General features: G+C 41.9%; 15 protein-coding genes. 7 read left to right on the forward strand and 8 right to left on the reverse strand.

The features are described 5' to 3' along the window. Positions 1 to 224: 224 nt before the first annotated feature. Together QR42_RS03690 and QR42_RS03695 are read left to right on the forward strand one after the other, a co-directional pair. Positions 225 to 1,523, forward strand: a complete 1,299-nt coding sequence (locus QR42_RS03690) for an Mg(2+)/citrate complex secondary transporter CitM (protein ID WP_034283666.1) — start codon at positions 225 to 227, stop codon at positions 1,521 to 1,523. A gap of 176 nt (positions 1,524 to 1,699) precedes the next feature. Beyond that, a complete protein-coding gene (locus tag QR42_RS03695) occupies positions 1,700 to 3,331 on the forward strand; it encodes a M14 family metallopeptidase (protein ID WP_039177100.1) in 1,632 nt (543 codons plus the stop codon). 53 nt (positions 3,332 to 3,384) lie between these two features. On the opposite strand, the gene QR42_RS03700 is transcribed toward QR42_RS03695, so the two are convergent. After that, positions 3,385 to 3,870 (reverse strand): phenolic acid decarboxylase, encoded by a 486-nt coding sequence (locus tag QR42_RS03700; protein ID WP_008341777.1) that lies wholly within the window; start codon positions 3,868 to 3,870, stop codon positions 3,385 to 3,387. Between the two features lie 112 nt (positions 3,871 to 3,982). On the opposite strand from QR42_RS03700, the gene QR42_RS03705 reads away from it, so the two are divergent. After that, a complete protein-coding gene (locus QR42_RS03705; RefSeq protein WP_039177106.1) occupies positions 3,983 to 4,540 on the forward strand; it encodes a PadR family transcriptional regulator in 558 nt (185 codons plus the stop codon). Between the two features lie 104 nt (positions 4,541 to 4,644). Next, entirely contained in the window at positions 4,645 to 5,751 is a 1,107-nt protein-coding gene (locus tag QR42_RS03710) for a nitric oxide synthase oxygenase (protein WP_039177108.1), read from the forward strand. Between the two features lie 182 nt (positions 5,752 to 5,933). On the opposite strand, the gene QR42_RS03715 is transcribed toward QR42_RS03710, so the two are convergent. Next, entirely contained in the window at positions 5,934 to 6,206 is a 273-nt protein-coding gene (locus QR42_RS03715) for an acylphosphatase (RefSeq protein WP_039177109.1), read from the reverse strand. 122 nt (positions 6,207 to 6,328) lie between these two features. On the opposite strand from QR42_RS03715, the gene QR42_RS03720 reads away from it, so the two are divergent. Then, positions 6,329 to 6,979, forward strand: coding sequence for an MOSC domain-containing protein (locus QR42_RS03720; protein ID WP_039177111.1), 651 nt, complete (start codon positions 6,329 to 6,331; stop codon positions 6,977 to 6,979). Positions 6,980 to 7,021: 42 nt separating this feature from the next. Here the strand turns inward: QR42_RS03720 and QR42_RS18815 are convergent, their stop codons facing one another. The 3 genes from QR42_RS18815 to map form a co-directional block, all read right to left on the reverse strand. Further along, the gene (locus QR42_RS18815) at positions 7,022 to 7,159 is read right to left on the reverse strand and encodes a YflJ family protein (protein WP_064497716.1); all 138 of its coding nucleotides are present in this window, start codon (positions 7,157 to 7,159) and stop codon (positions 7,022 to 7,024) included. Positions 7,160 to 7,293: 134 nt separating this feature from the next. Beyond that, positions 7,294 to 7,455, reverse strand: a complete 162-nt coding sequence (locus QR42_RS19400) for a hypothetical protein (RefSeq protein ID WP_087976421.1) — start codon at positions 7,453 to 7,455, stop codon at positions 7,294 to 7,296. Positions 7,456 to 7,578: 123 nt separating this feature from the next. Then, a complete protein-coding gene (gene map, locus QR42_RS03725) occupies positions 7,579 to 8,328 on the reverse strand; it encodes a type I methionyl aminopeptidase (RefSeq protein WP_024424611.1) in 750 nt (249 codons plus the stop codon). Positions 8,329 to 8,517: 189 nt separating this feature from the next. Here map and nagE point away from each other — a divergent pair, with 189 nt between their 5' ends. Continuing rightward, complete coding sequence (gene nagE, locus QR42_RS03730) at positions 8,518 to 9,885, forward strand: N-acetylglucosamine-specific PTS transporter subunit IIBC (protein WP_039177113.1); 1,368 nt, start codon at positions 8,518 to 8,520, stop codon at positions 9,883 to 9,885. 18 nt (positions 9,886 to 9,903) lie between these two features. Here nagE and QR42_RS03735 read toward each other — a convergent pair whose 3' ends face one another. Both QR42_RS03735 and QR42_RS03740 read right to left on the reverse strand, forming a co-directional pair. Further along, a complete protein-coding gene (locus tag QR42_RS03735; protein ID WP_039177115.1) occupies positions 9,904 to 10,662 on the reverse strand; it encodes a DUF817 domain-containing protein in 759 nt (252 codons plus the stop codon). 578 nt (positions 10,663 to 11,240) lie between these two features. After that, positions 11,241 to 12,602, reverse strand: coding sequence for a DJ-1/PfpI family protein (locus tag QR42_RS03740; protein ID WP_039177117.1), 1,362 nt, complete (start codon positions 12,600 to 12,602; stop codon positions 11,241 to 11,243). 479 nt (positions 12,603 to 13,081) lie between these two features. On the opposite strand from QR42_RS03740, the gene QR42_RS03745 reads away from it, so the two are divergent. After that, positions 13,082 to 13,585, forward strand: coding sequence for a DoxX family protein (locus QR42_RS03745; RefSeq protein WP_024426621.1), 504 nt, complete (start codon positions 13,082 to 13,084; stop codon positions 13,583 to 13,585). A gap of 43 nt (positions 13,586 to 13,628) precedes the next feature. Here the strand turns inward: QR42_RS03745 and QR42_RS03750 are convergent, their stop codons facing one another. Further along, on the reverse strand, positions 13,629 to 14,216 hold the full coding sequence (locus tag QR42_RS03750; protein WP_039177122.1) for a YjgB family protein: 588 nt from the start codon (positions 14,214 to 14,216) through the stop codon (positions 13,629 to 13,631). Between the last annotated feature and the right edge of the window lie 54 nt (positions 14,217 to 14,270).

The following is a 14,270-nucleotide window of genomic DNA, read 5'->3' on the forward strand; positions in this document are numbered from 1 at the left end:
CTTCTATCAAGAAGACAAAGGGCTAAATTAAACCCTTTGTTTTTTTCATGGAATGAAAAAGCCCAATGTTTGAACAAAATGAACAAAAAGCATTTATCGACCGAAAAAGAATTAAAATTCATAATATTTACTTCAATTCTCACCTCAGATATGATGACAAAAAGGGTTGGAAATGGGATACCAACACATTAATGAAAGCGTATACAACATAAGGGGTGAACAATATGTTAGCAATCTTAGGATTTCTTATGATGATAGTATTTATGGTTTTGATTATGACGAAACGTATGTCTGTTTTAACGGCATTGGTGTTAACACCGATTGCATTTGCTCTTATTGCAGGTTTTCATTTTACTGAAATTTCAGACATGATTGTCAAAGGCGTGCAGCAAGTCGCACCGACAGCGGTCATGATCATGTTTGCGATTTTGTACTTTGGCATTATGATTGATGCGGGTTTATTTGACCCAATGGTGGCGAAAATTTTAAAAATCGTTAAAGGCGATCCATTAAAAATCGTGGTCGGAACAGCTGTCCTGACGATGCTTGTTGCACTTGATGGTGACGGAACAACGACATATATGATTACAACAACAGCGATGCTTCCACTATTTACACTGCTTGGCATCCGACCAATTATTTTAGCCGGAATTGCCGGAGTTGGCATGGGAATTATGAATACAATTCCGTGGGGAGGAGCCACACCTAGAGCAGCGAGTGCACTTGGGGTCGATCCTTCACTTTTATTTGGCCCGATGATTCCAGTCATTGGTGCAGGGGTTCTCAGTATGATTATTGTTGCTTATTTTCTTGGAAAAGCCGAAAGAAAACGTCTTGGTGTCATTGAACTTGACCAGCCGATTCATGCAAATGAAATGGCAGCTGCACTGCAAGATGACATCAAACGACCGAAGCTTTGGTGGTTTAACCTGGCGCTGACTTTGTTATTGGTGCTGCTGCTTGTATCAGGTAAAGTCAGTTTAACTGTTCTATTTGTTCTTGCTTTCTGTGTGGCAATTATTGTGAACTATCCGAACTTGGACCAGCAGCGTGAGCGAATTGCGGCTCACTCCACAAACGTTTTAGCCATTGCCTCGATGATTTTTGCGGCAGGTGTTTTTACAGGTATTCTAACTGGAACGAAAATGGTTGATGAAATGGCGATTTCGATTGTATCTGCAATTCCAGAGCAGCTTGGCGGCTTTATTCCAGTCATTGTCGCATTAACAAGCGGGATCTTTACTTTCTTTATGCCGAATGATGCATACTTTTATGGCGTACTGCCGATCCTATCAGAAACAGCGGCAGCTTACGGTGTCGATAAAATTGAGATTGCCAGAGCCTCTATTATTGGTCAGCCGATTCATATGTTAAGTCCACTTGTTCCATCGACTCATTTACTTGTTGGACTTGTTGGCGTATCACTGGATCAGCATCAGAAATTTGGGATGAAATGGGCTGTGCTGGCAGTTGTCGCTATGACTGTCATGGCAGTTCTCATTGGGGCTATTTCCATCTGGTAAATAAAAAGTGTCTGCTGTGAGCAGGCACTTTTTTTAGGTCATATTGCTGGGGAGGCTCCATTCATTTGCCCTAGACAAAGAGATGCCTGTTCCTCCAAAAGATTTATTTTTGAAAAATACTGACACTTTTGCTGTTTTTTTCTTTATAATGCAAATCAACGAAGGGAGAGGATAGCATGTCCAAACGAAAAGGCACGATTCTTTTTGCTGCTGTATGCCTCATGGCAGGCAGTTTGTCGATGGTGAGCCCAGCTTCAGCTCATGCAGAAACCCCTTATTACGGAAAGAATTATGAACAGCCGGCTTCAGTGAAAAAGCTATACCCTGAGCCTGACGAGACGTTTGATACCCCTGCCTTTCAGAAAAAAGAAGAAACATTTACAACACAAGAAGAGCTTCAAACTTTCTTACGAGACATTGTCCACAAAAGTCCTTACGCCACGCAGAAACAGATTGGAACATCCATTGAAGGCAGGTCCATCCAGGCCCTGTACTTTACAAAGGATCGCTCGATTACTCCACTTTCAAAAAAGCCAACAATCTGGCTCCAAGCACAAATACACGGAAATGAACCAGCCTCCGGTGAATCTGCTCTCGTCATTGCAAAACGATTAGCAGGTGAAGAAGGAGACCGTATACTTAATCATGTCAATATCATCATTGTCCCAAGAATCAATCCTGATGGTTCTTATGCGTTTGACCGCAGACTGGCAAACGGATTAGATGGAAACCGTGATCATATGACATTAGAATCTCCAGAATTGACAGCACTGCATCAAGAATTTAATCGGTATGCGCCAGAAGTGGTCATTGATGCCCATGAATACGATGTGGGTCAAAAGCAGTTTGAAGATATCGGTTCATCAGGCGCTCTCAAATATCATGATTTGCTTATTCTATCAGGGAAGAATCTAAACATTCCTGAAAGCATCCGGCTGACATCAAATGAGTTATATGTTAATGGAGTTCGTGAAACGCTGACGAATAAAGGGTTTTCTAACGATTCGTATTATACAAACACAAGAGGAAAGGATGGCAAGATCGACATTTATGAAGGTGGAACGGATGCGCGAATTGGCCGAAATGCCCTTGCACTTTCGCCAGCCCTGTCATTTCTTGTAGAAAGCAGAGGGATTGGGATTGGGAGAGAGGATTTTTCCCGCCGCGTCGCTGCGCAAGTAGCCACCCATGAAAAAATCATTGAGACCACGGTGAAACATGCCAAGCAGGTGAAGCAGCAAATGGTGACGGAGCGGCTGAAGCTTGTGAAAAAAGGGCTTCATCCAAAAGATGACGATCAAGTCGTCATTCAAGATGCTTTCAAATCACCTGTTGATGACAAGCTGGAAATGGTTGATATTGAGAAAGGACAGACCACCAATGTTCCTGTACGTTTTCATAGTGCGAGCGATGCTGTTCCTGTCTTAACGAGAGAACGGCCGACAGCTTACCTCATTCTTCCGGGGCATGAAGGAGTAGAAAGGAAACTCAGAACATTAGGGTTAAAAAGTGTCACATTGCCGGTTGGCATGAAGGTGCCGGTACAAGCCTACAAGGTGACAAAACGAGAGGAAAAGAGCAAAACAGATATTCAGCTTGAAACAAAACTCGTTGACAAGAAACGTCAGCTGCCAAAAGGAACAAAGGTATATGTCACGGCACAGCCGCAAACCAATTTGCTGTCACTTGCCCTTGAACCAGAATCAAAGGACAGCTATATGTCATCAGGGTTTATCGCTTCAAAAACAGGTGATGAACTGCCAGTCTATCGTTTCGTGCTTCCTCAAAAGACGTTAGGCATTCAATAAAAAGGGGCTAAGATTTTATCAAATGTAAAAGCGGCACGCCTAGTGCCGCTTTTTTATTTTCGTCCAGCTCTTATTTCATCTGTCATGCCTTCATATGGTGCTTCTGCGATAATGGTTTCGTCATTCACACCTGCATGATGGATATACGTAATGTCCGCAAATTCTGGGACAACATATTTCGGATAGGTTTCGTATTTTTCACGAGATTCTTTCATGAGATCGATGTAGTCATTTTGATAGCAGACGGTGATGTCTGGACGTTCATGCACCCATTTTGGGAAGAAGATGACGCCATGCATGCGTTTTTCTTCAGGCATAAAGTTTAGAGAGACGTCTGTCCCAGTTGGTTCTGTCCAAGAGACTTTGTATACGCCTTTTGTCAGCTTTACAATATTTACTTCCTGATCACGGACCCAGCGTCCTCCAACCATTCCGCTATGAATGCGGTAATCAATGGTGTGATCGTTTTTAATGTAAATCTCATATTCCCAGCCATTTTCATACGTATAAATCATATGAAGTCCAACGAATTGATCCATGTTTATTCCTTCTTTCATTAGAATGATGTTTTTTCAAACATGTTGTGATTTACATGTTTATTTTAAAGTCTATGGTATACTATTGTCAAAGAATAAGCGTTGGAGGCACATCATGAGAGTACTAAAATATGCCATTCTTGGCTTGCTGGATCAGCATGAGCTGACAGGATACGATATTACGAAACATTTTAAGGACTCCCTTGGACAGTTTTGGAGTGCAAAGCACAGTCAGATTTACCCTGAGCTGAAGCGTCTCACAGAGGAAGGGTTTATTGAATTTGATATTCACATACAAGGAAAAAAGCTGGAGAAGAAGGTCTATCAAATCACAGCGGCAGGAAAAGAAGAATTGCGTCAGTGGTTAAGAACAAAAGATCCGATTCCAGAAACAACAAAGGATGAATTCATGCTCAAAACATTTTTTATCTCCTCCATGGACAAAAAAGAAGCGGCTGACCTCTTTGCATATCAACTTTTAGAGCGCACCAAGAAAGTAGATGTGCTGGAACAAAAGCTGCACGCTTTGACAGAGGAAGATCCTTCTGCTGAATCACTGCATTCAGCGCAATTTGGGCATTACTTAGTGCTGACAAGAGCAATCGAAAGAGAAAAAGGCTATGTCCGCTGGCTCCAAAAGACCCTTATACGTATTGAATCATCTATTGTCTAAGGACAATGGTCGGATGATTTGATAAAAAATGGTTTGAAACGAGTGAATTTATCAATAGAAACCGCTACAATGGATATATTCGTATTAAAGTGAGGCGAGTATGTTTGAGTAATCAAGAAGCGTTGTGGAATGAAGCAGAAGCTTTTATTTCTGTATGCTATGAAGAATTAAACAAGTCAAATGAAGAGAAAGCAGCACGTCTGCATGAAATAAAAAAAGAAATTGAGTCTGAAGGTAGTTATACGCATACACTAGAGGAATTAGCTCACGGGGCGAAAATGGCATGGCGCAACAGTAACCGCTGCATTGGCCGTTTGTTTTGGTCGACCCTGCAAGTGCATGACTGCCGGCATGTAAAGACTGAGGATGAGGTGAAAGAGGCGCTCTTTCATCATATTGAGTATGCGACAAATGGGGGAAAAATCAAACCGTCTATTACGATCTTTCCCCCAGAGAGGAACAAGCAGAAGGAAGTCGTCATTTATAACCATCAGCTCGTTCGTTATGCAGGCTATGAGACGGAATATGGCATCATCGGCGACGAGGCGTCTCTTGAATTAACAAAATTATGTGAAGCCCATGGCTGGAAAGGAGAGGGCACACATTTTGATATTTTGCCTCTCATGTTTCAGCTAAAAGATCAGCCACCTGTTCTGTATGAGCTTCCGAAAGAAATCGTTCAAGAGGTAGAGATCACCCATCCTGAATATGATGGATTCCGTGATTTGGGACTAAGATGGTATGCGGTTCCGATTATTGCTGATATGAAATTAGAGATTGGCGGTATTCATTACAATGCTGCACCGTTCAACGGCTGGTATATGGGCACAGAAATTGGCGCACGCAACCTAGCGGATGAAAACCGCTATAATATGCTAAAAAAAGTTGCTTCTCTTTTAGGACTGGACACGACCAAGAATTCGTCCCTTTGGAAGGATAAAGCCATTGTCGAATTGAATGTGGCGGTTCTCCATTCTTATCGCGAAGCAGGGGTGACGATTGTTGATCACCATACAGCAGCACATCAATTCAAGCAGTTTGAAAAGCAGGAAGAGAAGGCTGACCGCAAGCTGACTGGGGACTGGACATGGCTGATTCCCCCTGTATCACCAGCAGCTACCCATATATTCCACAAGCATTACGACAATACCATTGTGAAACCAAACTATTTTTATCAAGACAAGCCCTATCACGGGACAGAAAAAGCCTAGCGAGAGCTAGGTTTTCAGCGTGTAGACAAACCCTCGCATTCGGTGTCAGGTCTGCGCTCCGGTACTCGCCCTTCCTAGACTAAAGGTTTTCTATCATGCTGAAAGGAAGACAAAGGGCTAAAATAAAGATCATTTTAGCCCTTTGTCAACAATCTGAAAGCCTAGCGAGAGCTAGGCTTTTTTTATGACTGTATTCGAAAATCTCGATAATGAGCCAGCTCCGTGAGCGGCTCCATTTGCATGCCGGTGACTTTTGAAAAAGGACTTCCTTTCCGGACAGTTTCTAAGAAATCAATTACTTTCTGCTGCTCACCTTCTACCTTTAACTCGACATGACCTTCATCAGTGTTGCGTACCCAGCCTTTCATTCCACGATTGACGGCTTCTCCCTGAACAAAATAACGAAAGCCGACTCCTTGCACACGTCCTTTTACAATGGCGTGATAATGAACCATGGTCATCTCTCCTTTTTTCACATCGTACCATAGCCTGCATCTGATCTTCACGCCTCGACTTTGATTTGTTTGTCAAACGATGTAAAATAAAAGCCAGTAGACAACCAAAGGAGATGGCCATCGTGGGACAGAAGAGATATGCCATAGAAGGAATCCAAGTGGGACAACCTATCATCACCTATGCGAACGGAAAAGAAATTAAAACAGCCATCAACAAAAAGCGCATTCATGAGCCTGTGTATTTAAGTCAGATCAATTTTGAGGGAGATGGCCAAGGTGATTTGATTCATCATGGGGGCTATGATAAAGCCGTCTGCGTCTTTCCGTATGATCATTATGCTTACTTTGAGCAATTTTTAGGGATTCCTTTACAGGAAGCTGCCTTTGGCGAGAATGTAACAGTACGCAAGCTAGTCGAGACGAATGTGCATATTGGCGATGTGTTTCAGCTTGGAGATGCATTTGTTGAGGTGAGCCAGCCAAGACAACCTTGTGTGAAATTGTCTGTTAAGCATGGCAACATGAAGCTTGTAAAAGAAGTGCAAAAAACAGGGTATACAGGCTTTTATTTACGTGTACTGAAAGAAGGCATGGTGCCGCCTGATGCATCGCTTGTACTCGTAGAAAAAGCGTCCCATCACATTACGGTCCATGAGGTCAATGAAGTCAAATATCGTCAAACAAGTCCAGAGAGACTGAAAGCCGTTCTTGAAGTAGATGCTTTAGCAGATGTGGTGAGGAAGTCTTTAGAAAAACGAATTCAGCACATTTAAAAAAAGCCGTACATCATCTTAAGATGTACGGCTTTTCAGCGCTTATGAGCTGCGTTTCTTTTGCTCAAGAAGATTTGCAAGGAAATATGTTTTTAAGCTTTGAAGCTTTCTTCCTTCATGCTTAGTCACACCAAGCTTCTTCAATTCTTCGACATACCAGCCTTTGCTACCATAATGCATGATAGAAAACTCCTTTCAATTGAAACTGCCTGCATTGTAACATCTCAAAAAAGGACGTGAAAAGCGTGCAGGTGTCAAGAAATGAAAACTGATTCTATCTGCCTATGATCCATGTATATGCTGGAAATATTGATTTATGAATTTGGCGGGTTGAGGGTAACGAGGATCATGCCGACCGTCATAATCATGATGATAACACCAAGATAGGTCATCATGGATTGTTTTTTCTTAATCCCTACAACCGTTAAAATAATACTTTCGATGAAAAAGATAACACCTATGATGATGAACCACATATCAAATAAGACCCCTTTCGCATATCTTTGCCTATTTTACCACAGGCATTTTTGTTTAGTCGTGACAGATTCGTGAAACGGGCATGAAAAAATCCCCTCCAGTAAAGGAAGGGATCCGCTGGCTTACAGCTTTGTTAAAATAATCGGTTCGTCTTTAGTGATCACAATGGTATGTTCAATCTGTGCGACTAGACTTTTATCTGGTGTTTTAAATGTCCAGCCATCATCAGCCTGATAAATCGATTCAGCATTTGTTGAAATGAAGGGCTCGAAGGCAATAACTGTGCCATTTTTAAACAAAGCATTATCGAATGGATCATAGTAGTTCAAAATATGGTTAGGTGCTTCATGCAGGTTCTTCCCAATGCCGTGTCCTGTCAGGTTTTTAATAACGGTAAATCCTTGTTCTTTCGCTGTATTGTAGACCGCACGGCCAATTTGGTTTTGTCTTTTACCAGCTTTTGCATGCTTTAATCCTTCTAGGAACGCATCCTCCGCACACTTACATAATGCTTCAAGACGAGCATCACCTGTACCTAAAACAAATGAAATGCCTGTATCGGAATAATATCCGTCAAGCTCTGCTGAGATATCAATGTTTACGAGGTCACCCTCTTGTAAAATGGTTTTTTCACTAGGGATACCGTGTGCCACTTCATCGTTCACGCTGATACAAGTGGTACCAGGGAAGTCGTATTCCTTTTCAGGTGCTGAATTGGCACCATGCTCTTCTAATATTTTTTTCCCAATCAAATCTAATTCTTTTGTAGACATGCCTGGTTTCGCTTGGCTTTTCATTTCTTCTCTTGCCAAAGCGACAATTCGACCGACTTTTTTTAAGGCTTCTAACTCATGATCATGTTTGACAATCACTGTTCATTCCCGCTTTCTATATCTTCATTCTATTCAATAGCTTACCACATTTTACGCCAAAAGAGTAAAGAGCGGAATTCAAATCGATGTGGACAAATTGGTATAGATAACTAGACGTGCATATGATATATTTTTTATGAACATCATGAACGATTTAGTCATGATGATGACAAAGGGGGGAGAAGTCAGATGGTGTTTCAGTTTTTTCAAAAGCTAGGAAAATCATTTATGCTTCCAATCGCTGTACTTCCAGCAGCAGGGATTATTTTGGCCATTGGGCGTGAGGATGTATTCAATATCCCGTTTATTTATGAGGCAGGGAATGCAATTTTTGCGAACTTGGCTTTAATTTTTGCAATGGGTGTAGCGATTGGTATTTCAAAGGATGGGAACGGGGCAGCGGCATTATCAGGTGCGATTTCTTATTTTATTTTGTCAGCCGGTACAACATCGATCAACTCAACCAACAATATGGGGGTATTGGGCGGTATTTTGTGCGGGCTTTTGGCAGGTTATGTTTACAATAAATTTAAGGATACGAAACTGCCGGAATACTTAGGTTTCTTTAGCGGAAGGCGGCTTGTGCCTATTATGACGGCACTTTTCACCATTCTATTAGCAGCCGTTTTCGGATATGTATGGCCTCCGATTCAAAGTGTGATCAATGATCTAGGGGAATGGATTTTAAGTCTCGGTGCAACAGGTGCAGGGCTGTTTGGTTTCTTTAACCGATTGCTTATTCCATTGGGACTGCACCATGTTTTGAATAACTTATTTTGGTTTCAATTCGGGGAATTCAGCGGGGCAACAGGGGATTTAGCGCGATTCTTTAAAGGAGATCCAAGCGCGGGTGTCTTTATGACAGGATTCTTCCCAGTGATGATGTTTGGTCTGCCAGCGGCATGTCTAGCCATGGTTGTGACTGCAAAACCTGAGAAGCGAAAAGCAACAGCGGGTCTGATGATTGGGATGGCACTTACATCATTTATTACAGGGATCACTGAACCAATTGAATTTTCTTTTATGTTTTTATCTCCACTTTTATATGGTGTCCATGCTATTTTAACAGGGCTTTCGCTTTTTATTGTGAACACCCTCGGGATTCATAGCGGTTTTGCCTTTTCAGCAGGTGCGATTGATTACGTCTTAAGCTTTGGCATTGCGCAAAAACCGATCATGCTTCTTGTAGTAGGAATCATTTATGGCGTTGTGTACTTTGTCGTTTTCTATTTCCTCATTAAACTATTAAAGCTGAAAACACCAGGCAGGGAAGATGATGACATGGAAGATATCGCAGCGGATGATGTGGTCACGGCAGGAGGAGCGAGTATGCTCGTAGAGGGACTTGGCGGCAAAGACAACATCACCACGATTGATCATTGTGCCACACGTCTTCGCTTAACAGTAGAGGATACAAATTTATTAAATGAAGGTACATTGAAAAAAGCAGGCGCCAAAGGGGTGCTGACTTCTGGAAAAACATCCGTACAAATTATTATTGGAACGAATGTAGAATTTGTCGCAGATGATCTCCGTAAGGAAGTCGATCGAGATTAAAAAAAGCGTTCAGCCAGGTCAAATGGGCTGAACGCTTTTTTGTTTTCGCTGTTCGATCACTAGCACAATACTGATCACAACGAGTAAGAACCACGAACTAATTTTCCCTAGATGAACAATGGACCAAGCATGCTGCTGATTTGGATATTGCCATGCGCCTAAAAAGGTGGTGACATTTTCGGCAATCCAAATGAAAAAGCCAATCAGGAAAAATGAAACAACAAGCGGCATTCGAAAGGAAGATGGACCAACCTGAAACGAAACCGACGTTTTCCAAAACACAACAACAAGCAGACATGTCAGCCACCACCTGACATCATAAAGCCAGTGATGCGTAAAGAAATTGAGATAAATGCACAAACTGATACCAATTGAAAGAAATGGATGAGGCCAGTCGGTCACTTTTACATGAAGTCGTGAAAATGCTTGATAAATATAACTAGCCACACTCGCATACATAAAGCCGCTATAAAGTGGAACCCCGAATATTTTTGTATAAGCTGCTTCTGGGTAGGACCAAGAGCCCATATGTACTTTATACACTTCCAAACAGATTCCTATGAGATGAAATAGACAAATGACCTTTAGCTCCGTCCAAGTCTCCAGCCGCAGCGTGAGCATCAGGATTTGAGCTGCGAGGCAAAGCAGTAAAATGAAATCATACCGGTGAAGAAAAGGAATAGACACCGTCTTTGAAAGGGCAAGTGCCGCAAAGATCATGACGGGGAATACACATGAGATGGCCTGTAAATAAGCAAAATGAAATAGTGTTTTCATACAAAATTAAACCCCTTTTTACTGTTTGAAATGACTTAGACGGTTTTCGCAAGGGAAAAGTTTACCTCTATGAAGCAGAAAGAACAAGATAAGATGAATTCTGGTGGTGACCTGTTCAGTTTTGACTCAGCACAAAGAACACCCTCTTGATAGAGGGTGTTTTTATAAAGTTTAATCAAAAATACCTGATAAACCCTTATTTTACGATAAATTAGAAGAATCCATTTTGAAAAAAGTATGATCAAAATGGATTCTTCTCGAGCATATTTAAGTTTTGGTTTTATAAAAAAGTTTGATCATTTTCTACCTTTGATCTTAAATAATAGCGCCCTTTAATGGAATAACTAAAATATGGGCTTAATCCTAAAATTACTCATAGCTTGTTGAACTATCGGTACTCGTTTGTTTAATAAGGAATTTAATTAAATTTATAGTAATCAACCATCATGGCGACTTTAAAAGCATTATCAATCTCATTTTTCCTTAAAAAATCCTAAATAGATTGTGCTTCTTCTTCCTAATCTGCTCCAAACATGTATAAATAATTCCAAACTGTGATGCTTCTTTTGCTTTCTGTTTTATTCGCGAACAGTCTTTCTTCTTACGAAACGTCTTTCTACCAAATATACGACGAACATAGACAACAAGCCGACACCGATCGGTATGCCGAACGCTTCGTACGAAAATGGTGCTCCTTTAAGCTTAAGCTGGCTTGTGGCGCGGTACTCGAGCCGCTTGGCGGCGAATTTCGCCGTCAAGATATCTTCTTGCTTCGCCAAATCTTCAAACGCAGGTTCCATCGCGAACCGCTCTGGCGAATCACTGTGCAGGAAAAGCTGCTCAGCCTTTCCACCGTTCACGTTCCAGTTTCGGATATCGTCTGCAGCGCGCGTCTTCACGTCCGGTCCCACAAAAATCATTTTGTCGAGTTTTGGAGCATCCTCTATTTGATATCGGGCGATCAGATTCAGACCGTGCCGAGTAACAACCGGCTCGCGTTTGTTGGATATCGTCAATGTTGTTGTTGTTCCAGAAGCCCCGTACGTGTCAAAAGCCGAGGATAACATAAGCTCGTCGGCACCGTCATACAGCAGGACTCCGTTCTTTTCCTTGCTCCATTGAAACGCATTGTTCAAAATATAGACGATATCGCTCAATCCGGCCGTGAAAGGCTCCATTTGCGGATGCTGAACAAAATCGTAGGAAGGGTAATTCATTTCCTTCGCCACTTTCTCCGCTACAGGATCTCCCATTTGCTGGGATATAACATACAGTGTGGCATCAATCCCCGAAGTCAGGCCGGCGGAGGAGACTATGTTACCGTCATGCACGTAACGCTGATCCCTTTTCCAAGTAATCTCGGTATATTTCTTTTCCAATCTGCCGATATCTCCCCAATGTGTTGCTGCAGATTTCCTGTTCAGCAGGCCGGTATCCGCCAAATTTTCTGCCCCATTGCAGATGGACAACAATATCGTTTCCTTGCCGGAGTGCTTCCTTATCCAATCGCGGACGGGCTTGTATTGCGCTTCATCCAAAATCGGCATGAAAGGGATCACAATTATATCCGGGCTTTTGCCTGTCAATTTGTCCAACTCGTCGAAAGAGTAATGCGGTACGACATCAAGCCCGCCCGTCAACGATTTTATGTTTTTGTTGGGAGCTGCCGCAAATACATTGTACGAACCCGTCATGGAGAACATTTCGTATGGTACGAGAAAATCAAACACCTCGGTTACTTCATTCGCCAAAATAACGACCACTGTTGGCTTTTTCGAATCATAGGTAGGAGTTTGGATGCTTTGTAGAGAAGCAGGAACTGGCTTATCATAAACCGACATAGCCTCCTGCATCGTGCTCATGAAACCGATCGCTCCGGTTCCTCCAACAACCAGAACGAAAACGCATACATACACGATGAAACGCCATAATTTATTCAATTGTCTTCTCTCCCTTAATGTTCTCTAGTTAATTGTGACGTGTTACTTACTTTGATAATAAAGGGAGGAGGAAATTGATTAAACCCGCTCGAGGCTTATATTTTCTCTGACTACGGTCTTAGTAAAGGATTTTTTTCTCGAACAGCAGACGAAAGCTTATTTTAAAATATTAACTGACCGGACAGGTTGTTAGAGTATTACTTCTGGTTCTTTAAAGGTACACATCACTACTAACCAATACCTCATCCCTATCGTACTTTGACACAGCAGTTGAGTTGTTTGAAAACCATGAAACGCGTCACACTCCAAAAGTTTATTTCTACAAGCTGCACACACTTTTGAGATTTGCATAAATTAGATATTCATGAACAATTTGTGAATATATATGTGAAAAAGATCACAAATAAGAAATAGCATAGTATAATAAGATCATAAAGAAAATGTGAAATATTTCACATAATTTAAAAGGAGGCATCATCATGTTTACAAAATTCTTACAAACGAATGTATGGGCAGCCGTTATCCTTTTGGCAGCAAGACTTTATATCGGATGGACTTGGCTGACATCTGGTATTGGAAAACTAACAGGTGGATTTGATGCATCAGGCTATTTGCAATTTGCGATATCTGAACCTGTCGTCAAAGATGGTCATCTTGTGTATCCATTCTATGTATGGTTTTTAGAAAATGTCGCTTTGCCGAATGCCGGATTATTTAGTGCCATGGTCATGTGGGGTGAAATCTTAGTAGGCCTAGGATTAATTGTCGGATTATTCACAACAACGGCAGCCTTTTTTGGAAGCGTGATGAATGTCTCTTTCTTACTAGCTGGAACCGTCTCTGTGAACCCGCTGCTTCTTCTGATCGCAGTCTTCATCATGGCAGCGAAAGGAAATGCCGGAAAACTTGGTCTTGATTATGTAGCAGGTCCAGTCCTCAAACGAAAACTGAAAAGAAAGCCGCAATTAGAAGTGGCATCATAATAAAGAAAAGCATCCAGAGCATGTGCTCAGGATGCTTTTTTATTTAAGAATTGGCTTTTATCAAGTTGATATGCAGCACGGTGAGTTCATGCTGGCTAATATCAGGATCATGTCCAACGATAAATTCGAGCTCATAATCACCGGTTCGATACACATATTTTTTCTCTTTTGTTTGCGGGATGGTGCTCACTGAATCCGCTGATCCGAGCTGTTTCTTTAGTAGAGCAGGGGTCATTCCACCAATATTCGTTTCTTTTTCTACATTCGTTCCGAAATAACGGATTTCATCAATCTTGCCTTTTGCATCATAGTGAAAAGCAAATCCGGGATTCCCCATTTCAGCGTGATAGAGATCAAAGCTGCTTTGACCTGTTTCTGGGTATGGATTTCCGAGCTTATGATGAACGTCTTTTTTGGTTTGAACGCCTATTTTGAGCCCTTTTGCATAGTAAGGCATCTGCCCTTTATGTGCCAGCTCATAAATGCTGGTAAGCGCGGCTTTTGGACCTTGAGGAACGGATTGTTCTGCTGCCGGTTTGGTCATGGCGTGTGCTGAGACCGCAGGGCTGAAACCGAATAAAGCGGACGAAGCAAGCGAGGCAGTCACGACAAAAGCTGCTGTTTTCTTCATGATAAATCCCTCCTTCTTCTCCTATACCCGGAGTAATCATGATCAAACGTAAAA

Origin of the sequence: Bacillus sp. WP8, assembly GCF_000800825.1 — a bacterium.
Classification (GTDB): domain Bacteria; phylum Bacillota; class Bacilli; order Bacillales; family Bacillaceae; genus Bacillus; species Bacillus safensis.